The organism is Ferrimonas lipolytica (assembly GCF_012295575.1).
GTDB lineage: Bacteria > Pseudomonadota > Gammaproteobacteria > Enterobacterales > Shewanellaceae > Ferrimonas > Ferrimonas lipolytica.
In genome coordinates this window covers 725,769-749,271 of sequence record NZ_CP051180.1, presented here as the reverse complement: position 1 = coordinate 749,271, position 23,503 = coordinate 725,769, and the positions used below count along the sequence as shown (strand labels likewise).

The following is a 23,503-nucleotide window of genomic DNA, read 5'->3' as shown; positions in this document are numbered from 1 at the left end:
AACATATCAATTGCTATTGAGGCTTAATCCGATCCGCGTACTTTTCCGTTAACTTCGCTAACTTAGGGGCAATATTAAACGCACAATATGGTTGCTGAGCATTATCGTTGAAATAGTTCTGGTGCTGTTCTTCGGCACTATAGAACACCGAGGCGGGTTCAATCTGAGTCACCAACTTCGCATTACTGTATTGTTGCATCGTCGCCATATGTTGTTTGGCTTGCTGCTGTTGCTCGTCGTCCATGGTGAAGATTGCGCTGCGGTACTGGCTACCCTTATCTGCCCCTTGTTGATCAACACTGGTTGGATCGTGGCAATCAAAGAACAGTTCTAACAGTTGGCCAAAACAGATCTCTGATGGATTAAAATCAATTTTAATCACTTCGACATGGCCAGAGGTACCACTGCATACCGCACGATAGTTCGCAGTGTCGGCGTGTCCACCACAATAACCGCTGGTTACTTGAACAACCCCTCGAACCCGTTGAAATAGTGCTTCCAAGCACCAAAAGCAGCCACCACCAAATATTGCTGTTTGTTGTTCAATCGCTACTTGCTGCGGCACAAACTGCAGCGCCTGAGCGTTAACACAATGACGAGTGTCTTTTAGGGTCAGCTTCTCCCCTACAAACACATGACCTAAATGTCCAAGGCAATGGCTACAGAGAATCTCAGTACGGCGCCCATCAGCGTCCATTTTGCGGGTAACCGCACCTGTGATTTCATCATCGAATGAAGGCCAACCGCAACCTGCATCAAACTTACTTTCCGATTTAAACAGCGCCGTATCGCAACGACGACAACAAAAGGTGCCAGCGTTGCTTAAAAAGAGAAAGCGCCCACTAAATGGGTGTTCTGTTGCTTTATGTTCAATAACTTGATGTTCTTGAGGTGTTAGCGGCGCTTTACTCATGGTGCCTCACTAATTGAGCTGTTGTTGCTTCCAGCCTAGTTCAGTCATGCAGCGATCAAACATCTGCTTGTAGTCGGCATCCATACTTCCGATACGGGTAGAGCAGGTATCTCGGTCCTGTAAAAAATTATGATTTGCTTTGTCATCGTGTACCCACACCAATTGGGGCTCTCCACAACCACTAAGACCAATCAACAATACAGCCAACCCGAATACTTTCATTATTACTCCTACTATGTGCGCTATCGACTAACGTTAGATGCGTTCAACTCAGATTAGCACTGAATCAACACTGTTTTGCAATCGTTCCTTATGATTGAGCCTATCTAATCAAGCGGTTGTAACACCAGTAATGCCGTGGCAGACTGCGCCGATTAACAGGATTGGTACAGCATTGGAGTATTTAATGGCAACAGAGATTTTTAAAGAGTTCTATTTTGAAGCAGCCCATAAATTACCGCACGTTCCTGAAGGTCACCAATGTGGTCGTTTGCATGGGCACTCGTTCAAAGTTCGACTAACTGTTGCTGGTGATGTTGATCCACATACCGGTTGGATCATCGACTTTGCCGATCTTAAAGCCGCGTTTATGCCAACCTACAAACGGCTAGATCATTACTATTTAAATGACATCGAAGGGTTAGAGAACCCAACCAGCGAAGTATTGGCTAAGTGGATTTACAATCAGGTTAAGCCAAACCTAGCGCAACTGAGCGAAGTTGAAGTGATGGAAACCTGCACCGCGGGCTGCCGCTACCGCGGTGAGTAACAGCCACCAGATTTAATGGCGCTGTTGTGGGGAAGGTTGTGTCATGGCTATCAATCGATACTCAGGTATTTATGCAACTGTACTGACAGGCGCCAGTTACGCTCGATGCAGGTATCAATACATAACTGAGTTGCACGCTTTTGTTGGCTAATAGGTTGCAGCGCTACCGCCGGGGTGTTGTTGGTCTGAGCTAATAGCTGATCCAGTTGCTCAATGTGACTCTGCTTAGCGACTGGGTGTTTAATCTCATTGGCTCGCTCCAATGCCTGCGCTGCAATATCCAGCCCTCCCTTCATTCCCAGTTTCGGTGATACCGTTACCCAGGTGCGCGCGTCACACAACACAGGGTAACAACCACTGGTTTCAATCTGACACTGAACATCACGCTCAGCAAACAGTTGGGTTAGCGGCGTTAAATCATAAAGGCAGGGTTCACCGCCAGTAATAACGATGTGCTTAGCTTGGTATTGGGGACCGGTAAGCAAATCGACTAAAGCGGTTGTTGACCAGTAAGCCCAATGAGGCTGATCTTGAGCAACATTTATCACCTGTTGCGGCGCCACCTGATTAGCAGGATCGACTTCCCACGTATGTTTGGTATCACACCAACTGCAACCTACAGGGCAGCCTTGCAAACGCAAGAAGATGGCGGCTACGCCAGTAAAGTGGCCTTCGCCTTGTATGGTTTGAAAAATTTCATTAACTGGATACTGCATCACACCCCCTAATCAAGGGCGCTATTGTAGGCACAACCGTTTTCAATACCAAACAAAAAGGCGGTGTCGCAGCTAAGTGTTGAGGTTAATATCAAGCCTTCGACTGTACCGATTGTGGTGCTTTAAAGGATGATGTCGCGGTGGCGACGGCACATTCTTGTATTCATTAGGGCGAAGCTTCACCCCCTTTGGAATCCCCCCTTGCCTTAGGTCGCAGTCCAAAGCACCTCGCTGAACTGCTCCAATGCGGCAGACGATCAACAACGGCAGCGCTTTACCCTTGTATCAACACTCGCCTAGCCGGTGCTTTAACAGCAATGGAAAGAACACGGTTAGTTGGTACAGAGTCAACAAAAAGCGCCAGCCGAGGCTGACGCTTTAGATTAAGCAATGTGCTAATTAGTAGCTATTACTTGGTGCGGCCGTCGTCATGACATTCGTCACAAGTAACGTCTGCAGCTGCTTCGTGCTCGTGTGGCATGTGACAGTCGGTACATTCCATCAGGCCGTCGTGGGCAGGATGCACGCCTTCCATATCTGCCAGTTCACCGTGACAAGCTGCACACTGCTCTACTTCGTAAGCGCCGTCATCAGAAGGTTCGCCCTCAGCGTGACAAGCTTCACAACCTTCCATTTCAGCATGCATTTCAGACAGATCAGCAGAAACACTGAACGCCATTGCTACACCGAAAACCATAACCAGCAATTTCTTAAACATTAGATTCTTCCTCGCTCATTTATCAGGAGCCGTAGCTCGCTATCTCAACGTATTGAGATCGCAGGAATATAACAGATGCACTTTGGCCATTCTCCCAAACAGATCAATTTTTTATACGTAATCATTCGTTAGATCACAAAAAATCACAGTTTAGGAGCTGCATCAGGAGTAGGACAGTGCCCAATTCGCTGTTATTTACTCAACTGTTCGGCCGTCATCATGACAGGTGTCACAGCTAGGTTTCTGATTAAATGGCATTTCATGGGGTTCATGACAGTCAGAACACATCATCAATTCCGCATGAATGGCATGATGATCTCCTTCGAGCTCATCGGCACTACCGTGGCAATCTTGACACGCCTGATTCTCGGCCACAAAGTCGTCTGTCGGCTCCCCACCTTCGGTATGACAGGATTCACAGCCACCGTTTATTTCGGCATGGACATCAGCCAGTACATCGTCATCTGCGGCTGATACATTAAATGTTAATGCCGCTAAAACAGTCAACGGCAGAGTAAAGCGCTTCATACAGTTTCTCCTAGTAGCAAAATAAGAGGAATCTGCCCCCTCACTAGATAAATCTAGTTTCACTACCCCGACAAAGCAAAACGGCGACCCTAAGGTCGCCGTTGTTCGTTGCCGCAGGGATTAACCTGCTTGACGCAACGTAGCAATTCGCTTTTCCAGCGGTGGGTGAGTCAGCAACAGCTCAGACATTGCGCTCTTACCACTGATGCCAAACGCCGCCATGCTCGCTGGCATGCTACTTTCGTGGTTATGACGCAACCGCTCAAGCGCTGAAATCATCTTTTCTCGGCCAGCCAATGCCGCGCCGCCGGCATCAGCACGATACTCACGTTGACGGGAGTAGTACATCACGATAACCGAAGCCAACATGCCGAATAGGATCTCTAGCACCATAGAAACAACAAAGTAGGTCATGTACGACGCTTCACCGCCCTCTTCCTCATCGCTACCACCGATAACATTGGATACCGTGCCTGCGATAAAGCGTGCAGCAAAGATCACAAAGGTATTCACTACCCCCTGCATCAGCGCCATGGTTACCATGTCACCGTTGGCAACATGACTTACTTCGTGCGCCAAAACGGCTTCTACTTCGTCACGGTTCATGCCGTAAAGTAGACCGGTTGAAACCGCGACCAACGAGTTGTTACGACTTGGGCCGGTTGCAAACGCATTCATCTCTGGACCACTGTAGATGGCCACTTCTGGCATCTTAATACCAGCTTGTTGAGCTTGTGCAGCAACGGTATCCATCAACCACTGCTCTTGCTCATCACGAGCTTGCTCAATCACTTGCAAGCCCATGCTTTTCTTCGCCATCCACTTGGACATCTGTAGCGAAAGAATAGAGCCACCAAAACCAAACACACCCGCTAAAACCACCAAGTAGCCAACGCTGTTATGGGTAATACCCAATGCTGAGGTCACGACTGAAAGTACGACGCCTAACACCAGCATGACTGCTAAGTTGGTTAACAAGAACAAAGCAATGCGTTTCATTTTTCGTTATTTCTCCTAATAGAATCGGGCAACCTTTGTTGCTTAGTAGATGATGTGAGGGTTAGCTTGATTATTTTCAAGGGGGGATCGGATCAATAGGCAACTTTTGCTACGCTGTTCCCATTAGAACAAAGCAAGATGGAAAAGGGATAATGTCAGGGAAGATTTTATTATTGAGCAGCTCTCGAGCCGATGGAACCGGCTATTTAGCTCATGCAATTGAGATGCTTAGAGAACTCGTCCAGCCAGATAGCCGCTGGCTGTTTATTCCCTATGCTGGGGTAAGCATCAGCTACGATCAATATCATCAAATGGTGATGGATGCGCTGCCACAGTTGCAATGCCAGATCGATTCAGCCCACCAGTTGGAAGACCCTGCTGCCGTTTTAGATAAATATGACGGCGTCTTGGTCGGTGGTGGTAATACTTTTCATCTGTTGCATGAGTTATACCGTTTCAACTTGATCGAGGCGATTCAATCTCAATGCACCCAAGGGATGCACTACATTGGCTGGAGCGCCGGCTCTAATGTGGCTGGATTATCAATTCGCACCACCAATGATATGCCGATTATTGAGCCGCCACAGTTCACCGCACTGGAGTTAGTACCATTTCAACTCAACCCACACTACATCGATTACCACCCGCCAGGCCACCACGGCGAGACCCGGCAGCAGCGATTGGAAGAGTTTACCAAGGTTGCGCCATTAACGCCGGTAATCGCAATTCAAGAGGGGAGTGCCTTGCTAATCAACAACAATCGTATGACCTTACAAGGCCATAAACCCGGCTTCCTATTCCAAGGAGCCACTCAAAAACAACAGATTGAGGTCAACGCCGATCTTAGCCAGTGGCTCTAAACCTTAAGTAATCGAACCGCTGCTTGCTGTAAGTGATCTGCTGCTGTCTCCGGCTCGGCTAAAAACGGAACCGAGGCTAACATTGGCACCGGCATCATAGATTTCAGCGTATCAAGGTTGTCTTGATACGCTGACATCGATGGATCAACCTGATTCGCAACCCAGCCTATCAACTCCAAGCCATCCTGCTGAATCGCGGCAGCCGTCAGTAGCGCATGATTCAAACACCCAAGCTTAACGCCAACCACCAAGATCACCGGCCAAGCCTGTTGTTGCACCCACTGTGGTAGTGTTTGCTGGTAATTGAGCGGCAAACGCCAACCGCCGGCACCTTCCACTAAACATAACGACGCCTCCTTCATGGCTGCTTGCGGCAGTAATGGCGTCAATTGCTCAACCGTCAGGGGGTGTTGGCTACGTTTAGCGGCGATATGCGGCGCAATCGCTTCCTCAAAAGCAATAGGATTAACTTGCTCATAGCTAAGCTTGATACCACTGGCTTGCATCAACTGCAGCGCATCGCTATTGCGTAAACCCGCTGCAGTTAACTCACAGCCGGCGGCGATCGGTTTCAATCCTAATGACTTTGAACCTGCAGCGCGCAGCAATCCTGCGGTGATGCAGGTTTTGCCGGCGTCGGTGTCAGTTCCGGTAACAAAGTAGATCATCGTTTGCCTTCCAACAGGTGTATTTGCCACGTTAGCGGTAAGCCCCGCTCAGTATTATTAGTTTGTAATTGTTGGCAAATTTGCTGCCACCATCCTCGGCCACGCAGCCCTGGCTGACGCTTAGCATGCTGAGCACCGGTTAATTTAAAGTGCTGTAGCAGTGCCTTTGGTGACCCAAAATAGAGCGTGGTGGTGTGCGATGTTACCGTCACATCGCGCCACCCTGCTTGCTCTGCAACTTGCTGCAACTGCGCCGCCGACAAAAATCGATTACATGCAAGTTTCTGGCTATCAATCAACGGTTGCAGCTCGGTGAAGGTATAATCCGCCGGAACACTGACTAACAGCTGGCCACCAACCGCTGTTACCCGTGCCGCCTCGGTTAACGCCAGCTGCAGATCACTGCTCCATTGCAACGATAGATTTGCAGCAATGGCATCAACTGCCGCCGTGGCTATAGGGAGGCTGTGCATGTCTGCCTGCAGCAACTGTGCCCTAGCTGGTTGGCACTGCTGCAACATCGCTTTGGCAATATCGATACCAATTATCTGCTCTGCCGACAGGTGCTGACTCAGATAGCCAGTACCGCAACCAATATCCAACCAGCGCATTTGCGGCTGACAACGTTGTAGTAATAGATCCCCAGCCCAGCGCTGCACCGCCGCGTGCTGATCGTAATTGGCGGCCGCCAGCGCAAAGCAGTTTGCCGCTGTCATCGGTTCGCTCCTAACGCTTGCAACAAAGTATCGATGTCAGTGCTGCTATGGCATGCGTTAATAACGATACGTAACCGAGCTTGAGGTACTGTTGGTGGCCGAATCGCTGGCACCCAGATACCGTGGCTTTGTAGCCGCTGCGCCAGAGATAACGCTTGAGCGGTGTCGTTACATAGCAGCGGCTGAATTGGCGTCATTGAATCACCGAGCGGCCATCCTTGAGCTAGCGCACCAGTGCGAAATTGCTCAATTAAGCGCTGCAATTGTTGCCGTGGTGCTGAGCAACACAACCCAGCTAGACGCTGCGTTAACCGCTGCGCCAAATCCACCGGCATCGCAGTTGAATAGATGTAATGCTTACAATGCTGGGTAATCGCATCAATCAATATCTTACTGCCAAGCAGAGCGGCGCCACTAGCGCCCATCGCCTTACCAAAGGTAACGGTGATCAGATCTGGTTTAGCCAGCTGAGCGACACCCAAGCCATCCCTACCAATAACGCCGAAACCATGAGCATCATCAATCCAGCTTAACGCTCCGTGTTGCTTAGCTAATGCCACCAACTTAGCAACTGGCGCTTGATCGCCGTCCATTGAAAACACCGACTCGGTTGCCACTATAGTTGGGGCATCACTGTCTGCTAGCCAACGGGCTAATATCTCTAAATTATTATGGGGAAAGCGACGTAAACTCGCAGCACTCGCTTGAGCAGCATCGATAATGGAGGCGTGAGCCAATTTATCGGCCAACACACGGTCGCCGGCCTGCATTAACGCCAATGGCGCTGAGTTTGCGGCAAAGCCGGAACTAAATAGCAACGCCGCCTCGTAACCAGTCGCGCGACACAATTGTTGTTCCAATTGCTGATGCGCACGGTGATAACCACTTACCAGCGGAGCTGCACCGGCGCCTTTCGCTGCAATCGCTTCGTTAGCGAAGGCCAAGCCAAGGTAATCATTAGAGCCAAACTGCAGATACTGCTCACCGTCAATGGTCACCGTACGACCATCAACCGCTTCCACGCATTGACGCTGCCGCAGCAGCTGTTGACTGCCACGCTGCTCAACTATCGCCGTCGCTCGTTGGTGCCAATGGTTAGGGTGCGGCATTGTAAAACAGCTCGTCCTTCTGAGGTTTTGGTAACACCGGCTTTAACTCTTCAATATGCTTCGCAGTGCCGGCTTCTGGGGTGATCCCCAAGCGAGCGAACAACGCCATATCATCATTCTCTTTCGGATTCGCAGTGGTCAACAATTTGCAACCATAAAAGATGGAGTTAGCACCAGCGAAGAAGCACATCGCTTGCAGTTCGTCGCTCATATCTTCACGACCAGCAGATAGACGAACATGAGACGCAGGCATCATTACCCGGGCAGCAGCAATAATGCGAACGAACTCAATCGGGTCTAAGTCGGGCTGATCCGCCATCGGGGTACCTTCAACCTTCACCAACATATTGATAGGCACACTCTCAGGATGCGTTGGCAGGTTAGCTAACTGCTGCAACAGACTAGCGCGATCAGAAGCTTGCTCACCCATACCTAAGATACCACCGGAGCAAACCTTCATACCGGCGCGGCGAACATTATCTAAGGTGTTCAAACGATCGTTGTAATTACGAGTAGAGATGATTTCACCATAAAACTCCGGTGAGGTATCCAGATTGTGGTTGTAGTAATCCAACCCCGCTTCTGCCAGCGCATCGGCTTGCTCCTCGGTGAGCATGCCGAGGGTCATACAGGTTTCCATCCCCATCGCCTTCACTTCTTGCACCATCTGTAACAGGTAAGGCATGTCTCGTTCTCGCGGATTACGCCATGCAGCGCCCATACAGAATCGGCTTGCACCTGCCGCTTGCGCAGCCTTTGCTTCAGTAAGAACCTTTTCCACTTCCACTAACTGCTCTGCTGCTAAACCGGTATGGTAGCGGGCGCTTTGCGGGCAGTACTTACAATCTTCAGGGCAAGCCCCGGTTTTGATCGATAACAAACGCGAGATCTGCACCTGATTCGGTTCAAAGTGTTGGCGGTGCACGGTTTGTGCTTCAAACAATAAATCGTTTAGTGGTTGCGCTAATAGAGTTTGGATTTGCTCTAAGGTCCAGTCGTGGCGAATTGCGGCCATGGTCATTCCAGTAGTGTTGGTCGGGATATTCTATTGGCTAGGATAAAGCGAACCGATACACTGTCAATGCATAAACAAATCCGACCTTTACTGATGATTAAAAAGTAACCATGACTATTGATCTGCAATTTGATCGCGACCATCTTTGGCACCCATACACTTCAACCAGCAACCCTCTCCCCTGCTACCCGGTAGTGCGCGCCGAGGGCGTCGAGATTGAACTCGAAGGTGGCCAGCGTTTAATTGATGGCATGAGCAGTTGGTGGAGCACCATCCACGGCTATCAACACCCTGAATTATCACATGCTGCCAAACAGCAGATCGACGCGATGAGCCACGTTATGTTTGGTGGTTTAACTCATGAGCCGGCAGTAGAGCTAGGTAAAAAACTGCTCGCCATGACCGCACCGAAGCTCAACAAGCTGTTTTTATCTGACTCTGGTTCGGTCGCGGTAGAGGTTGCACTCAAGATGGCACTGCAATTTCAGCAAGGTGTGGGCCAGCTCCAGCGCACCCAGGTGTTGACCATCCGTGGTGGCTATCACGGGGATACCTTTGCGGCGATGAGTGTTTGCGATCCAGTCAATGGAATGCACAGCTTATTTGCCGATTCACTTTCCAAAGCCCATTTCTTACCCCGTCCAACTACAGCAGTAGGTCAGCCACTAACCGCAGCTGATGAACAAGCATTAGCAACTGGTTTTGCTGACCACGGCGAAACGTTGGCAGCAGTAATTGTTGAGCCGTTAGTGCAAGGCGCCGGCGGCATGCACTTTTATGGTAGCGCCTACTTAGAACGGTTGGCGACACTGTGTCAACAACATGGGGTCTTGCTAATTTTTGATGAGATTGCAACCGGATTTGGCCGCACCGGCAAGCTATTTGCCTACGAACATACTTCAGTGGTACCCGATATTCTCTGTCTCGGCAAGGCCTTGACTGGCGGCACCATGACATTAGCCGCAACGTTAGCCACTGACGAAGTTGCCGCAGGTGTGTGTGCCAGCGCAGCGGGTGTGTTTATGCATGGCCCTACCTTTATGGCTAACCCATTGGCTTGTGCAGTAGCCAACGCCAGCATGGCAATTTTGCAACGGGGTGACTGGCAACAACAAGTCGATGCCATCGAGCAACAGTTAACGGCGCAACTTGCCCCATGCCAACAATTGGCACAGGTGACAGACGTGCGAGTGTTTGGGGCGATCGGCGTTGTTGAAACCAAACGCGCAGTTGATGTGGCTGCAATCCAGCAGGAGTTTACCAGATTAGGGGTGTGGATAAGGCCATTCGGTAAACTGGTTTATATCATGCCGCCGTATATCATCTCGCCACAACAGCTCAGTCAACTAACTCAAGCTCTTACTCGCGTTTTGGCCTTACCCTCGGTTTATCAAGCCAGTAGCTGACCATCGAGAATAAGCTCCACCACCTTTGGCACTTCATCGCCAGCTTTGCCTTGGCGATGAAAGTCGAACTGACTGTAGCGTTCGGTCGGGGCAAGGTTTACTTCGAGAGTTTCTGCCCCCGCTTGGTTAGCTTGCTCGACAAAGCCCGCTGCCGGATAAACCGTACCGGAAGTACCAATGGCAATAAACAGATCGCACTTCGCAAGGGCTTCATAGGTTCTGTCTAAACCGAATGGCATCTCACCAAACCAGACCACGTGAGGCCGCAACACTTGTGGCATAACACAACAGGTACACAGGTTATCTGGCCCAAAAGGAGCAACCAGTGGAAACACTTGTTGGCTCTTAGGACAGCGCCCTTTAACCAACTCCCCGTGCATATGCAGCACCTGCTTATTGCCGGCTTGCTCATGCAGGTTATCGATATTTTGGGTAACCAGCATCACCTCACCACTAAACTCGCGCTCGAGTTTAGCCAAAGCATGGTGCGCTGGGTTAGCTTCTACCCCTTCGCGCAACTGCTGCCAGCGTTGATTATAAAACTTATGCACCAGATCCGGGTTGCGCCAATAGCCTTCAGGAGTTGCCACATCTTCAATTCGATGTTGCTCCCACAAGCCATCTTCAGCACGAAATGTCCTTAAACCCGATTCTGCCGAGATCCCTGCCCCGGTTAATATCACAATCCGTTGATACATACCGATAATCACTCATGTCAAAGCTAAATATTTGTGTTTACTAGCATATAGAAGCTTAACCATACAAAGCTAATGGTTTTAACTTTGCTCGAAGCTACCTATAATGGCCGCTAGCATATCTGGGGTTTAGTGCCCAATAACAATTAGAGAGTACCATGGCTGACGAAAACCAAGCGTTAAAAAAAGCAGGCCTTAAGGTAACTTTGCCTCGAGTAAAGATCCTTGAGCTACTCCAGCTTCCCCAGAATCAACATATCAGTGCAGAAGACCTGTACAAACTATTGCTGGATCTCGGTGAAGAGATTGGCCTAGCGACAGTGTACCGTGTATTGAACCAATTTGATGACGCTGGCATTGTCTCTCGCCACCACTTTGAGAGTGGCAAAGCGGTGTTTGAGCTGGCCAGCCAACATCACCACGACCACTTGGTGTGTTTGGATTGTGGCAAGGTTATCGAGTTTAGCGATGAAACCATCGAAAAGCGTCAAAATGAGATTGCTCTCAAGCACAACATCAAACTGACCAACCACAGTCTTTACTTATATGGCAACTGCACCAACGACAGTTGCGATCACAATAAGTAACAGCAATACCGAGTCGACTAAACGCCGCTTCTTGCGGCGTTTTTTTTGTCTCGGCGCCAGACAGCGGCAACCGCAGTAACTCTATCTTTGCTAAGTTCCTCTTGGCCCAGGCCTTATCATGCCTTAACTTAGCTCAGAACTACCCCATAAACTGTCGAAATTGATGTCGTATTCGACCTTTCTGATTGATAGGTATCTATGACTTCGGCTTTTGATCAAATCATTATCGGCGCAGGCCTTTCCGGACTTGGGCTCGCTCACCAGTTAAAGCAACAACGCCCACAGGACCGCTTCATTGTGTTGGAAAGCCGAGAACGAGTCGGTGGTACTTGGGATCTGTTCCGTTACCCGGGCATTAGATCGGACTCAGACATGTACAGTTACAGCTTTAGTTTCAAGCCGTGGCGACGTAGCCAATACCTCGGCCAAGGGGCGCGGATCCGAACCTATCTGGATGAACTGGTTGATGACAGTCAACTGCAACCGCTCATTCGTTTTAGCCACAACGTCGAGCAAGCATCATGGAGCAGTGAGCAAGGGTTATGGACGCTTAACGTTGAGCACAACGGTGAGCTTCAACAACTGCAATGCAAGGTACTTATTAGCTGCGCGGGCTACTACAACTACCAACAAGGCTATCGACCAACATTTCCCGGTCAAGATAGCTTTGATGGCGTTATCGCTGATCCTCAACACTGGCCAGAATCCCTCGATTACCGCGATAAGAAAGTCGTTGTGATAGGCAGCGGTGCCACAGCGGTCAGTATTGTTCCGGAAGTGGCTAAAACCGCAGCCAGCGTTACCATGCTCCAGCGTAGCCCAAGCTATTTCTTCTCTTTTGCTGAAACCGATTGGCTCCACAAATGCTTAGCGCCAGTGCTGCCGGCTAAGTGGTTAGATAAGCTGATGCGTACCAAATACATCGGCAGTGCTCAACTGATCTACTTTATTGCCAAACGCTGGCCACAGGCAGCGAGAAACATACTCAAATGGCAAAACCAACTGGCTCTCAAAAATAGTGAGCAGCATCGCCAGCATTTTAGTCCCGACTACGACCCGTGGCAGCAGCGTTTGTGTATTTTACCCAGCAACGATCTGTTCAAATGCATCCACGATAAACGCGCGCAGATTGTCACCGATCATATTGACAGCTTCGATGCACAGGGAATCCAGCTAAAATCAGGCCGCCACATTGAGGCTGATATCATAGTCCCGGCAACGGGCTTAAATCTGCGTTTGTGGGGAGGTATGAAAGTGCTAGTGGATGGTAGCGAAGTTCACAGCGGTAAGGTGGTTAACTACAAAGGCGTGATGTATAGCCAAGTCCCCAACTTCATCAATATCTTCGGCTACATCAGTGCTTCATGGACACTACGCGCTGAGTTAAGCTACCACTATATTCTGCAACTCCTACAAGAGTTTGAACGCCAGCCTAGTCAACGTTTTTACCCCAAGTGGCAAGGAGATACTGCCGACTGTAAACCGATGTTGAACCTCAACTCCGGCTACGTGCAGCGCAGTGCTGCCATACTACCTAAAACTGGTATGGCATTCCCGTGGTTGAGCCACGATCTTTATAGCCTTGATGCCAAAGCGCTTAATAACTCGCCGCTGCTCGATGGCGTATTGCAATTTGAAGATGGGCTGTCCCTATGCGATTTTCACCAAAGGTAACGAACTGAAAGTGAATTGCCTTAAATTGCTTCGTTGATTCCCTAAACAAAAAACCGACGCCTAAGAGCGTCGGTTTTCGTTCCAGCTAAATGCTTCCGAGTGATTAACCGGAGATCTTAGCCCAAGAGTCGCGCAGACCTACGGTGCGGTTGAACACCAGGTTGTCACTGCTCGATTCAGTGTTATCAGCACAGAAGTAGCCCATACGCTCAAATTGGAACGCTTTCTCAGCTTCCGCTGACGCCAGTGATGGCTCAACCTTGGCCGCAACAGTCGTCAATGATTCAGGGTTTAAGGTCTCTTCCAGCTCAGCACCATTTGGGTTTGGTACGTTGAACAGACGATCATACAAACGTACTTTCGCGTCCAGTGCGTGCGCTGCGGATACCCAGTGAATAACACCCTTTGGCTTAACGCCGTCGGCAGGGTCGCAACCAAGGGTATCAGTATCAACACTACAGTAAACGGTAGTCACCTTGCCGTCAGCGTCTTTATCGCAACGCTCAGCAGTGATGACGTAAGCTCCACGCAGGCGCGCTTTCTTGCCAATCACCAAACGCTTGAACTTCTTGTTGGCTTCTTCACGGAAATCTTCCGCTTCGATGTACAGCTCGCCTGAGAATGGTACATCACGACTGCCCATAGACTCATCTGATGGGTGGTTGCTGATGTTGAGGGTTTCAACCTGAGCCGCAGGGTAGTTTTCCAGTACCAATTTAATCGGATCTAGCACCGCCATTGCCCGCGGCGCATTTTGGTTTAGATCGTCACGGATACAGGCTTCCAGCATGCCCATCTCGATGGTGTTATCCATCTTGGTGACACCGATACGCTTACAGAACTCGCGGATAGAACCTGGGGTGTAACCACGACGACGCAGACCAGAAACGGTTGGCATACGCGGATCGTTCCAACCGGATACGTGCTTCTCAACCACCAATTGATTCAGCTTACGCTTGGACATCATGGTGTATTCAAGATTCAGGCGGCTGAATTCGTACTGACGTGGATGACACTCTAACGAGATGTTATCTAATACCCAATCGTACAAACGACGGTTATCTTGAAACTCGAGGGTGCACAACGAATGCGTAATGCCTTCCAAGGCATCTGAGATACAGTGGGTAAAGTCGTACATCGGGTAGATGCACCACTTGTCACCAGTTTGATGGTGATCTGCAAACTTGATGCGGTAGATAACCGGATCGCGCATCACGATGAACGAAGACGCCATGTCAATCTTAGCTCGCAGACAGGCTTCGCCCTCTTTGAAGCCACCTGTACGCATTTTTTCAAACAGCTGGAGGTTTTCCTCAACACTGCGATCGCGGTATGGGCTGTTCTTGCCAGGCGCATTCAGTGGGCCCCGGTATTCGCGAATTTCATCAGGGCTCAGCTGACACACAAACGCCAAGCCTTTTTCTATCAACTCTACAGCGTAGCCGTGCAGCTGGTCGAAGTAATTGGAGGAGTACTCAACCTCACCGTCCCATTCGAAGCCTAACCATTGTACGTCCTTCTTAATTGAGTCAACGTATTCGATATCTTCTTTAACTGGGTTGGTGTCATCAAAACGCAGGTTACATTTGCCTTGATAATCTTGGGCGATGCCAAAGTTAAGACAGATGGATTTAGCGTGACCGATGTGTAGGTAGCCGTTTGGCTCAGGCGGGAAACGAGTATGCACACTAGTGTGCTTACCTGTAGCCAGATCTTCATCGATAATGTTGCGGATAAAGTTGGTTGGACGAACTTCGGTGTCCGGCTGGCTCATGCGCTGCCTCGTGAGTAAAATTTAAATAAGTTCGGTATTTTGCGACAACTTCTCCGCAGTGGCAACCACTGCAGAGAGGCTTTTGAGGGGTGGCGCAACTTGCCGCTTAGATTATCACCATCCTTGCGGCAGTTGGTGGGCGATCCCCTTGTGACAACTAATGCACGTAGGGCCGTCTTCATCCTTTAATACATCATGGTATTGCGCTGCGGTTTCACTTTGCTTGGCCACATTCATCTCTTCAACCTTGTGGCAACTGCGGCATTCATGCGAATCGCTCTGTTCAAGATGGGCCCACACTTTTTCAGCCATTCTGAGTCGATTGGACTCAAACTCCTCCTTGGTGGTGATCTCTCCCATAAGATGGTGGGTAACGTGGGTCGCAGCGCTAGTCGCTTTTACCCACAATTTTGGGAAAAACTCATGGGGAATGTGACAATCATGACAGGTCGCAATGACGCCGGACGCGTTGTTGCGGTGAGGTAAGTGTTGCATTTCCGCCGCCACAAATTGCGATGGTGAATTATGGCAAGAGGTACAAAATTTATCGGTACTGGTTACCTCTAATGAGGTTTCAAAGCCTATCCACAGCAGCGCCCCTACTATCAGTGCGATAAACCCACCCAGTGGGATGCCAAACAGCCACCATGTCTTTGGTTTCTTCCATATACCCTGCTCTGGTTCCGACATACTCTACCCATCTAATTGATTGTTATTCATTAAAGCTTAGTAAAGTTTCACCTGTGGAAGTAATCACTTTATGACAATCCAATTAAGCTAAGTTTTGCAAATATAATAGCGCTGTTCTAGATAGCAAAAAGGCAGCCAACTGGCTGCCTTTTTAGTGCGGAACATCTAGCGCTTACTGAACAACGACAGCGATGTCACCAGCGCCTTGACGAGCGGTTTTACCAAGGCGACGCATCACCACGAAGGAGATTACGAATACCGCGGTAATTGGTATCAAGCACCACGCCCCAGCTAAGCCGAAGGAAACCAACTGGTAGTATGCGGTTGCCACTGAGTACGCTACCACTAGGGTCCATACTGCAGAAAACGCTGCCCAACGGCTGCCCAGCTCACCAGCAATTGCACCCAGTACCGCAGCACAAGGGGTGTAGAGCAAGATAAACAGCAAGTAGGCGACTGCAGCAGTGGTTGAAACAAAGCCCGCTTGCAAGTTCTTCAAGCTAGCAACTTCAACCTCTAACTCCGCAGCGGCCACTTCCATATCGGAAACGTCACCGATGTTCATGCCGAGCGGGTCACTCAGGTCAATGCCCAACATATTTTCAGGGATAGTCACAGTGGCTTCTTGCAGCGCACCTAGCAGATCCCATTCACCACCGTCCTCTTCACCGCTTGGGGTGTAAAGGCTGTTGAGAGTACCTACTACTGCTTCTTTGGCGAAAATACCGGTGATGATACCTACAGTCGCTTCCCAGTTGTCGTCCTGTACGCCCATCGGTCCAAACAGAGGCGTTACTTGTTGCGCTGCCAGAGCCAATACCGAATTGTCACTGTCTTCATTACCTACCGAACCATCGGTACCTAAGGTGTTAGCGAAACTCAATAAGGTAACCATGATCACGATAACCTTACCGGCACCTACCACAAATTGGCGAGTTCGCATCCAGGTACGGTTCATGATGGTCTTGAATTTTGGCATCTCGTAGCTTGGCATCTCCATTACCGACATACCAACGGTGCCAGGTAACAAAGAGAAGCGTAAGAACAAACCCGTCAGGATAGCGGCGGCAATACCAACAACATAAAGAATAAATACCAGATTCTGACCCGACTCAGGGAAGAATGCCGCGGCAAACAAGGCGTATACCGGTAAGCGAGCACCACAAGACATAAACGGTGCCATCATCGACGTCATAATACGTTGACGCTTCTGATCTAGGGTTCGAGTTGCAGTGATCGACGGTACGTTACAACCAAAGCCAACAATCAGTGGAACAAACGCTTTGCCCGGTAACCCCATGCGGTTCATCAAACCTTCAACCACAAACGCAGCACGAGCAAGGTAACCAGAGGTTTCTAATACGCCAAGGGCGATAAACATAAAGGCAACAACAGGAACAAAGGTTGCTACCGTTTGAATGCCGGCACCAACGCCATTAGAAAGTAAACCGACCAGCAATTCAGGTGCGCCAACCGCTTGTAACGCTAGGCCTACGCCATCAACAAAGATGGTACCGGCCATGATATCAAACCAGTCAATAAACGCTGCGCCCATGTGAATGGCAAACATGAAGGTGAGGTACATCATCAACAAAAATACCGGTACACCTAAAACTGGGTGCAACACAATTTTATCGATTTTATCGGAGATCCCAGAGGTCGCAACGGTTGGCTTTTTCGCTGCAGCAATGGCTTTTTCTAACCAGTTAAAGCGTACGGTAGAGATCTGTTGCAGTTTCGCAACACCCTGCTCGCCATTAACCAGCTTAACCATGGCGTCAATGCGGTCGCCGCCTTGTTGTGCAATTAAGTGCTCTAAAGATTCACCGTAGTCAACATGCCAAGGTTGCGGCTGTTGCTCACTCAGTTGCTTAATCGCACCAATGGCGTAATCACGACACTTATTACGGCGAGCAGACAAACCAAACACTGGGCAACCAAACTGGCGCCCAAGTTCATCGGTATCAATATTAAGGTTTTGTTCACGTGCTGAATCCCACTTATTGAGCAGGATAATCATTGGTACACCTAGCTCACGCAACTGCATGGTTAGGTATAAGTGACGTTCCAGTTGGGTTGCATCAACAACGTTAATGATTGCTTCGTAATCGCGATTCAGCAACGCCTGACGCGATACTGCTTCATCCTCTGGGCCGCCAACAGCGCCAAGCTCATATAAACCGGGTAAATCGATCAGGTTAACGTTGTCTTGGTCTAGTTCAAGCTGCGCCTGACGAGATGAAACCGTAACACCAGCCCAGTTACCAACTTTGGCATTGTCGCCAGTTAATAGGTTGAATAATGTTGATTTACCGGAATTGGGGTTGCCAACTACTACATAATTTTTCATCTTTACGCTACCTTAACCCGTTCAGCCAACGCCGAAGTCAGGCATAAATCACTACCACGTAGCTTCAGTTGAATGCCTTTACCCATTGGTGCTCGACGCACCACTTCAACCGAAGAACCAGAGACAAACCCCATCGCAGTCAACTTAATCAATAAGCTACTATCGATACCGGCCATATCCAGCTCCACAATCTTGGCAACCTGACCGTCGTTCATCTCTTTTAGCGTCATGGGATTACTTCCTAGTTTGTGAATGCTAAATGCAAATTACTATCATTTAGCATCAGTATACGTTTTCAATTGAAAAAAACACTGATTCAGATCGTGTTTTTAAAGCTTGCTAGGAAAGCTACTTATCACCTTTACCTATGTGCTCGCTAGTGGGTGCAGAGAGCCCAATAAGGCATGATTAGGCTCGATAACCAGCGAAAGTTAACTCCAGCAGCATCACCATAATAATTGTTGCACAACGCAACACATACACTGGCGCATTAACATTGGGGAAAGTCACTTAGACTAATTAAGAATTAGTTTTTTATATACCGAGTTAGTGTGGAATTAATATTTGATCCAGATCAATTACTAATTTGCACGCCATTCCGAATTTAAATCGAATGCGATCGCACAATAAGGCACGGTAAATTATTTCATTCCTCAAATAATCAACCAGTTACACCGTACAATTTTCGGCCAAACGCACTAGCAAATTTGAGTTTTGAATATTATTTCTCCATCAAAGTGAAATATTTACGAATTGCATTAAGTTTAATTTAGACGCTGTTAAGTTGATCACAACAGCACTACCCACTTAGGATTAGTTTGCTAGTTGCCAAGAACGGCATCTAATAAAATTTACGTCATATCTTCTTAGCAGGGGTACGAAATGACAAAACGAAACAATTTCAAGCTATTGACCAGTGCTTTACTGGTCTCTTTGGCTCTGTCTGGCTGTGGCAGCGACGGTGATGATGGTGACAACGGTAACCCAGGTGAACCCGGGTTAATCGGTATTGCCGCAACTGAAGCAACACAGATTGTCTCGAAGGTAACCAGCGCATCTGTTGATGATGCAGGGGTTCTCACCATCAACTTTGATCTAACCAACGCTAACGGTGTTGCAGTTCATAGCCTAAAGAACACTGACATTGCCGGTGTATCTTTTGGTCGTATGGGCAAAGAGTCCGAAGTTGGTAGCGAAGAAAGCGAAGGCGCAGACGACCGTGACATTTGGTTGAGCTACTACGTAAAAGACAAAGGCGCTGATGCAGACGGTAACGCACTGTTCTCCGGTTCCTCCTACTTCGCTGGTATCAGCTATAACGGAAGCGTTAACTGCAGTGACTGTCTAACCGACAACGGCGATGGCAGCTATACCTTGGTAACTCAAGGCACTAAACCAGATGGCAGCGAATACACTGTTGCCGTAGATACCAAAGATCTTGCCTACGCGTACGACGCAGATGCAACCAATGGTGTCTACATGGTTATCAAGGTTCGCGATGCAGACCTTGAGCCAATTCACTTTGATGCCAACACCTACCTTAACGCGCCAGCGTTCTACTACTGGCAGCCAAGCAGCGACACCATGGTTGAGCGTCCGAAAGCAGTTATCGCTGATGAGACCTGTGAAACCTGTCACCGTCCTGGTCATGATGGCAACTTAGGCAACATGCACCATGCTGGCAAACACGACACCATGGAGTCTTGTACCTTCTGTCACACTGATTTCACTCAGTACCAGCAAAAGGATGAAGACGGCAGTGTGATTGGTAGCTACGACGGTTCCATCAAAGGTATTGCGCACAACTTCCACATGAACTTGGAAGCCAATGGCAAAACCCCATTCCCGCAAACCACCGCAAACTGTGAAAGCTGCCACGTTGCTGACTCAACAGCTCAATTTGATGCCTGGAAAATGGATCAAGATGCAGCCAGCTGTTTGAACTGTCACGGCGAAGGAAGTGAAGAAGAAAGTCACCACCAAGAAGGCGGCTGTCAGAGTTGTCACGCTACCGGTGTCTTTGGTCGTGGTGCCGAAGAAGCACACGTTACTGCAAACGCAGCTGCAATCGCCAGCAACGACATCAAGGTAGAATTCAACACCATCGTTGTTGATGCTGCGGCGCCATCAATCACCATCAACATGCAGGTAATGCATGGCGATGACAAATTGCCATTGAGCATGATTGACCCGCGTGATTACAAGTACGGTGGCAAGTCCAGCGCCATTGTAATTAACGGCATCAGTAACGACGACTTTGTCGTTAACTACCAAAAGGTTGGTGTGGCAGATCCGAGCGTTGGCGAGGAGAAGAGCTACGCTGTTGCCAATGACGACGACACCATTACCGTTACCGTAACTGGTGATCTAGACGCTGGAACTGGTGAATTCAAACTCAACGAAATCCTAGCCAACGATAACCAGATTGCACTAAGCAGTCAGCTACACATCTGTCAGGACAAGGTCAAAGTTGATGGTAACTACGCCATGGTGCCTGTTGACTGTGTTGTCGTGGATGGTGAACTTGATGGACAAGAAGCCCCTTACGTGACTTCTGACACCGTCTACTTCAATCAGGACAATATCAAGGCAACCGAATCTCCGCGTGTACAACACGCTGCGATGAGTAACTGTCAAGACTGTCACGATACCGCTATCTACCACCGTTACAGCAACGATGTAGATGGTTGTGCAAACTGCCACAACGGTACTCGTGATAAGAAAGGTTTAGGTTCATCTAACCTGTCTTACATCGTACACAGTAAGCACTACTTAGGTGGCTTCTTTAAGAAGACTGATTGTCAGAGCTGTCACGGTAGTGAAGGCTTCAAACTCAGTGCTATTGCTGACGATGCCACTCCAGTTGCCTTCGGTACCACTGACGGTCAACGCATCGGTACTGACAACGAACAAACCTTCGTTTCTCCACAAGCAGCAGCCTGTGTGAGCTGTCACCAAATGCCTTATGGTCTGAACGAGGGCGTAGTCTCTCACATCAACCAAAATGGCGGTGCTGTGGCAATTAACACCTTCACATCTACTGATGACGAAGGTGTGGTTACTACATCTTACGGCTACGGTGTTACTGCTGACGAGTACGAAGCAGCAGGCGTTAAAGAAACCTGTTCGGTTTGCCACACTGGCGATCAAATCCTTGAAGCGCACTCCAATTGGAGCAGCAGCCACTAAGAGGCGATAACCGAAGCGGCCATTTTAGCCGCTTCGGCTTTACTAAATTTTGTCGGCAGTAGCCGACTTTTTAGCTCGAAGCGTTCAATTAAGTCCTCAGCGTTATTCGCTCTTTATTGAACCGCCTCGAGTCCAAATATTCTTGTTGCAGGGAATAAATATAATGACAACACAAAAATCACACATGCGCCTAACTGCTTTAGCAGCATTGGTAGCCGCAGCTCTGACAGGCTGTAGCGACGGTAGCGACGGTAACTCAGGCGAACCTGGCCGCCCTGGTGGCGAGCCAGCAATGACCATTACCGATCTAAACCTTGCGGTAACTGACGTACAGCAAGTTGATGGTCAGCCTCAGGTAACCGTATTGGCCACTAACCAAGATGATGAATCTGTGGTTGGTTTAACCGATATCGAAGTGAAGCAATACGAACTCTACCCAATGGGTTACGCCGAATCTGGCAGTTCTGCTCGCTGGAAAAGCAACGGCAACAACAGTGCTGTAGTTGATCAAGGCAACGGCTATTACACCTTCACCTTTGCCGAGCTAGAGCAAAACGCCGCGCTAACCCAGCGCTACAACGTTGTTTCTGAAGCTGGCACCTTGGCTGATGGCACCACCGAAGTACCACACAACGAGCTTTCTTACGACGTTGATCACGCTGGTAACCCGGCGCTGTACACCAAAGACGTAGTGTCCCACGATAGCTGTGCAGCCTGTCACACCGAAGGGGAAGCGTTAACCCGTCGCCACAGTAAGTATCAAGAAGTTGAAACTTGCATTAACTGTCACAACGAAACTCGTATGGCGGGTGAACGTTCAAGCTTCCAGCACTTAGTGCACTTCATCCACAATGATGATCAATCATTGGAAGACAAGAACGGTGAAATCTACGACGGCGTTGCTGCCGAAGCCCTTATCGGCAACAACTGTCAAGCTTGTCACATTGTGACTGAAGAGCTTGCAGAGTCAGGTAACTGGAATCGCGTTCCGACTAAGGAAACCTGTTCTGCTTGTCACAACGACGGTTACGATGCAGATAAGAACACCATCTACAGTCGTCACCTAGAAGAACAAAGCAACAGCACCTGTTCCGCTTGTCACACTCCGAGCCAGATTGAGGAATACCATATTGGTGACTACCTCAACGCTGACAAAGTAGCTGATGCACTAGCAACCACCATGACCCTGACTGCCAGTGTTGATGGCGCAGTTACTGCCACCATCGGTTTGGTTGACGCCAACGGCACCGCCGTTGATGCTGCTAACTACGCCGACTCGCTCGACTTCCTTGAAGTAATTGGCAACATCAATCCGCAAGCAACCCAACTGAACTACGGTGAGAAGGCTAAAGCGGTTCTTCGTGGTGACGAGATTGCTGCAACCATCGTCGATGGTAACCTAGTAGTTGTCTTTGATGACCTGCTTGCTGGTGATGCCGCTACTGAAAGCGCATTGGTTATTGCTGGTTTACGTTTCTGTGCTGAAGATGGCGATTTTGCTCCATGTTCAGAAGAAGCAGATTACGTATCTATCGACAGCGCGGCAGGTACCGTTGCGATTGAAGGAGTGACCATCAACAACCGTCACTACGATTCAATCGATAGCTCCACCTGTTTCAACTGTCATGGCGACAACTTCCAAGTGCATAACTCCGGCGTAGAAGATAGCCACCACTCTGGTTACACCTTCAACGACAATATGCAGGTTGGTGACTGTGCCGCTTGTCACAACACCTACGGTACCTACGCGTATGGCGCTAACCAAGGCGCATTGGAGATGAAACTACACAGCGCCCACAGCTCTGACGTAGCAGATCCAATTGTTGCAGGTGATTGCACCAAGTGTCATACCGGATTCAACACCGACTCGTTCGAAGATAAAACGGCGATGGCTACTGGCTCATTCTACTCAGCAGAGACAGCTCAGTTCTCAACCCCTTGGGCGGCAACTTGTGCCTCTTGTCACGGTTTTGACGACGAAATCACCATCGAGCACATGAAGCTTGCTGGTGGTGCCGTTATCAACGGTACTGAAGCGGAAGCAAACCAAGCTATCGAGACCTGTAGCAACTGTCACGCTGCTGATGCGCTAACTGAACAGCACGGTGTGAAGTTCTAACCAAGCCT

At 49.2% G+C, this 23,503-nt stretch carries 22 protein-coding genes; 7 read left to right on the top strand and 15 right to left on the bottom strand.

What is annotated here, in order from left to right:
* Positions 1-13: 13 nt before the first annotated feature.
* On the bottom strand, positions 14-913 hold the full coding sequence (locus tag HER31_RS03535; RefSeq protein ID WP_168659300.1) for a bifunctional methionine sulfoxide reductase B/A protein: 900 nt from the start codon (positions 911-913) through the stop codon (positions 14-16).
* Positions 914-922: 9 nt separating this feature from the next.
* Positions 923-1,135, bottom strand: a complete 213-nt coding sequence (locus HER31_RS03530) for a hypothetical protein (RefSeq protein WP_168659299.1) — start codon at positions 1,133-1,135, stop codon at positions 923-925.
* A gap of 184 nt (positions 1,136-1,319) precedes the next feature.
* Here HER31_RS03530 and queD point away from each other — a divergent pair, with 184 nt between their 5' ends.
* Positions 1,320-1,682, top strand: coding sequence for a 6-carboxytetrahydropterin synthase QueD (gene queD / locus HER31_RS03525; protein WP_168659298.1), 363 nt, complete (start codon positions 1,320-1,322; stop codon positions 1,680-1,682).
* Between the two features lie 50 nt (positions 1,683-1,732).
* Here queD and queE read toward each other — a convergent pair whose 3' ends face one another.
* The 4 genes from queE to htpX form a co-directional block, all read right to left on the bottom strand.
* Positions 1,733-2,398, bottom strand: a complete 666-nt coding sequence (gene queE / locus HER31_RS03520; protein ID WP_168659297.1) for a 7-carboxy-7-deazaguanine synthase QueE — start codon at positions 2,396-2,398, stop codon at positions 1,733-1,735.
* Positions 2,399-2,807: 409 nt separating this feature from the next.
* Complete coding sequence (locus tag HER31_RS03515) at positions 2,808-3,116, bottom strand: cytochrome c3 family protein (RefSeq protein ID WP_168659296.1); 309 nt, start codon at positions 3,114-3,116, stop codon at positions 2,808-2,810.
* Between the two features lie 195 nt (positions 3,117-3,311).
* Entirely contained in the window at positions 3,312-3,644 is a 333-nt protein-coding gene (locus HER31_RS03510) for a cytochrome c3 family protein (protein WP_168659295.1), read from the bottom strand.
* Between the two features lie 120 nt (positions 3,645-3,764).
* The gene (htpX, locus tag HER31_RS03505) at positions 3,765-4,643 is read right to left on the bottom strand and encodes a protease HtpX (protein WP_168659294.1); all 879 of its coding nucleotides are present in this window, start codon (positions 4,641-4,643) and stop codon (positions 3,765-3,767) included.
* Between the two features lie 152 nt (positions 4,644-4,795).
* Between htpX and pepE the strand changes: the two genes are divergently transcribed.
* Positions 4,796-5,503 carry a dipeptidase PepE gene (gene pepE / locus HER31_RS03500; RefSeq protein WP_168659293.1) on the top strand — a complete coding sequence of 236 codons (708 nt, stop codon included), beginning with the start codon at positions 4,796-4,798 and terminating at the stop codon, positions 5,501-5,503.
* On the opposite strand, the gene bioD is transcribed toward pepE, so the two are convergent.
* From bioD to bioB, 4 genes are read right to left on the bottom strand one after another with little or no spacing between them, the layout of a single operon-like run.
* The gene (bioD, locus tag HER31_RS03495) at positions 5,500-6,168 is read right to left on the bottom strand and encodes a dethiobiotin synthase (RefSeq protein WP_168663129.1); all 669 of its coding nucleotides are present in this window, start codon (positions 6,166-6,168) and stop codon (positions 5,500-5,502) included. The genes pepE and bioD overlap by 4 nt on opposite strands.
* Entirely contained in the window at positions 6,168-6,887 is a 720-nt protein-coding gene (locus HER31_RS03490) for a methyltransferase domain-containing protein (protein WP_168659292.1), read from the bottom strand. Before HER31_RS03490 ends, bioD begins: the two co-directional genes overlap by 1 nt.
* Positions 6,884-7,996, bottom strand: coding sequence for an aminotransferase class I/II-fold pyridoxal phosphate-dependent enzyme (locus HER31_RS03485; protein WP_168659291.1), 1,113 nt, complete (start codon positions 7,994-7,996; stop codon positions 6,884-6,886). Before HER31_RS03485 ends, HER31_RS03490 begins: the two co-directional genes overlap by 4 nt.
* Positions 7,983-9,017 carry a biotin synthase BioB gene (gene bioB, locus HER31_RS03480; RefSeq protein ID WP_168659290.1) on the bottom strand — a complete coding sequence of 345 codons (1,035 nt, stop codon included), beginning with the start codon at positions 9,015-9,017 and terminating at the stop codon, positions 7,983-7,985. The genes HER31_RS03485 and bioB overlap by 14 nt, the downstream gene beginning before the upstream one ends.
* A 104-nt stretch (positions 9,018-9,121) precedes the next feature.
* Between bioB and bioA the strand changes: the two genes are divergently transcribed.
* Positions 9,122-10,417 carry an adenosylmethionine--8-amino-7-oxononanoate transaminase gene (bioA, locus tag HER31_RS03475; RefSeq protein ID WP_168659289.1) on the top strand — a complete coding sequence of 432 codons (1,296 nt, stop codon included), beginning with the start codon at positions 9,122-9,124 and terminating at the stop codon, positions 10,415-10,417.
* Here the strand turns inward: bioA and cobB are convergent.
* Positions 10,402-11,115, bottom strand: a complete 714-nt coding sequence (cobB, locus tag HER31_RS03470) for a Sir2 family NAD+-dependent deacetylase (RefSeq protein WP_168659288.1) — start codon at positions 11,113-11,115, stop codon at positions 10,402-10,404. The genes bioA and cobB overlap by 16 nt on opposite strands.
* A 155-nt stretch (positions 11,116-11,270) precedes the next feature.
* Between cobB and fur the strand changes: the two genes are divergently transcribed.
* Positions 11,271-11,699, top strand: a complete 429-nt coding sequence (gene fur / locus HER31_RS03465; protein ID WP_168659287.1) for a ferric iron uptake transcriptional regulator — start codon at positions 11,271-11,273, stop codon at positions 11,697-11,699.
* Positions 11,700-11,897: 198 nt separating this feature from the next.
* Positions 11,898-13,373: a flavin-containing monooxygenase gene (locus HER31_RS03460; RefSeq protein ID WP_168659286.1), complete on the top strand. Its 1,476-nt coding sequence runs from the start codon at positions 11,898-11,900 to the stop codon at positions 13,371-13,373.
* A 103-nt stretch (positions 13,374-13,476) separates the two neighbouring features.
* Here the strand turns inward: HER31_RS03460 and glnS are convergent, their stop codons facing one another.
* From glnS to HER31_RS03440, 4 genes are all read right to left on the bottom strand, one after another.
* Entirely contained in the window at positions 13,477-15,147 is a 1,671-nt protein-coding gene (gene glnS / locus HER31_RS03455) for a glutamine--tRNA ligase (RefSeq protein WP_168659285.1), read from the bottom strand.
* A 114-nt stretch (positions 15,148-15,261) separates the two neighbouring features.
* Positions 15,262-15,837 (bottom strand): NapC/NirT family cytochrome c, encoded by a 576-nt coding sequence (locus HER31_RS03450; protein ID WP_168659284.1) that lies wholly within the window; start codon positions 15,835-15,837, stop codon positions 15,262-15,264.
* Between the two features lie 172 nt (positions 15,838-16,009).
* Positions 16,010-18,187 carry a ferrous iron transport protein B gene (gene feoB / locus HER31_RS03445; RefSeq protein ID WP_168659283.1) on the bottom strand — a complete coding sequence of 726 codons (2,178 nt, stop codon included), beginning with the start codon at positions 18,185-18,187 and terminating at the stop codon, positions 16,010-16,012.
* 2 nt (positions 18,188-18,189) lie between these two features.
* Complete coding sequence (locus HER31_RS03440) at positions 18,190-18,417, bottom strand: FeoA family protein (protein WP_168659282.1); 228 nt, start codon at positions 18,415-18,417, stop codon at positions 18,190-18,192.
* 652 nt (positions 18,418-19,069) lie between these two features.
* Between HER31_RS03440 and HER31_RS03435 the strand changes: the two genes are divergently transcribed.
* Positions 19,070-21,376, top strand: a complete 2,307-nt coding sequence (locus HER31_RS03435) for a multiheme c-type cytochrome (protein WP_168659281.1) — start codon at positions 19,070-19,072, stop codon at positions 21,374-21,376.
* Positions 21,377-21,539: 163 nt separating this feature from the next.
* Entirely contained in the window at positions 21,540-23,495 is a 1,956-nt protein-coding gene (locus HER31_RS03430; RefSeq protein WP_168659280.1) for a multiheme c-type cytochrome, read from the top strand.
* The last annotated feature ends 8 nt before the right edge of the window (positions 23,496-23,503 follow it).

Bases quoted from the DNA above. Each gene is read 5' to 3' on its own strand.
- glnS (WP_168659285.1), bottom strand. From the start codon at position 15,147: ATGAGCCAGCCGGACACCGAAGTTCGTCCAACCAACTTTATCCGCAAC.
- HER31_RS03515 (WP_168659296.1), bottom strand. From the start codon at position 3,116: ATGTTTAAGAAATTGCTGGTTATGGTTTTCGGTGTAGCAATGGCGTTC.
- htpX (WP_168659294.1), bottom strand. From the start codon at position 4,643: ATGAAACGCATTGCTTTGTTCTTGTTAACCAACTTAGCAGTCATGCTG.
- HER31_RS03510 (WP_168659295.1), bottom strand. From the start codon at position 3,644: ATGAAGCGCTTTACTCTGCCGTTGACTGTTTTAGCGGCATTAACATTT.
- bioA (WP_168659289.1), top strand. From the start codon at position 9,122: ATGACTATTGATCTGCAATTTGATCGCGACCATCTTTGGCACCCATAC.
- queE (WP_168659297.1), bottom strand. From the start codon at position 2,398: ATGCAGTATCCAGTTAATGAAATTTTTCAAACCATACAAGGCGAAGGC.
- queD (WP_168659298.1), top strand. From the start codon at position 1,320: ATGGCAACAGAGATTTTTAAAGAGTTCTATTTTGAAGCAGCCCATAAA.
- HER31_RS03460 (WP_168659286.1), top strand. From the start codon at position 11,898: ATGACTTCGGCTTTTGATCAAATCATTATCGGCGCAGGCCTTTCCGGA.
- HER31_RS03490 (WP_168659292.1), bottom strand. From the start codon at position 6,887: ATGACAGCGGCAAACTGCTTTGCGCTGGCGGCCGCCAATTACGATCAG.
- pepE (WP_168659293.1), top strand. From the start codon at position 4,796: ATGTCAGGGAAGATTTTATTATTGAGCAGCTCTCGAGCCGATGGAACC.
- HER31_RS03530 (WP_168659299.1), bottom strand. From the start codon at position 1,135: ATGAAAGTATTCGGGTTGGCTGTATTGTTGATTGGTCTTAGTGGTTGT.
- feoB (WP_168659283.1), bottom strand. From the start codon at position 18,187: ATGAAAAATTATGTAGTAGTTGGCAACCCCAATTCCGGTAAATCAACA.
- HER31_RS03435 (WP_168659281.1), top strand. From the start codon at position 19,070: ATGACAAAACGAAACAATTTCAAGCTATTGACCAGTGCTTTACTGGTC.
- bioB (WP_168659290.1), bottom strand. From the start codon at position 9,017: ATGACCATGGCCGCAATTCGCCACGACTGGACCTTAGAGCAAATCCAA.
- HER31_RS03485 (WP_168659291.1), bottom strand. From the start codon at position 7,996: ATGCCGCACCCTAACCATTGGCACCAACGAGCGACGGCGATAGTTGAG.
- HER31_RS03535 (WP_168659300.1), bottom strand. From the start codon at position 913: ATGAGTAAAGCGCCGCTAACACCTCAAGAACATCAAGTTATTGAACAT.
- fur (WP_168659287.1), top strand. From the start codon at position 11,271: ATGGCTGACGAAAACCAAGCGTTAAAAAAAGCAGGCCTTAAGGTAACT.
- HER31_RS03450 (WP_168659284.1), bottom strand. From the start codon at position 15,837: ATGTCGGAACCAGAGCAGGGTATATGGAAGAAACCAAAGACATGGTGG.
- HER31_RS03430 (WP_168659280.1), top strand. From the start codon at position 21,540: ATGACAACACAAAAATCACACATGCGCCTAACTGCTTTAGCAGCATTG.
- cobB (WP_168659288.1), bottom strand. From the start codon at position 11,115: ATGTATCAACGGATTGTGATATTAACCGGGGCAGGGATCTCGGCAGAA.
- HER31_RS03440 (WP_168659282.1), bottom strand. From the start codon at position 18,417: ATGACGCTAAAAGAGATGAACGACGGTCAGGTTGCCAAGATTGTGGAG.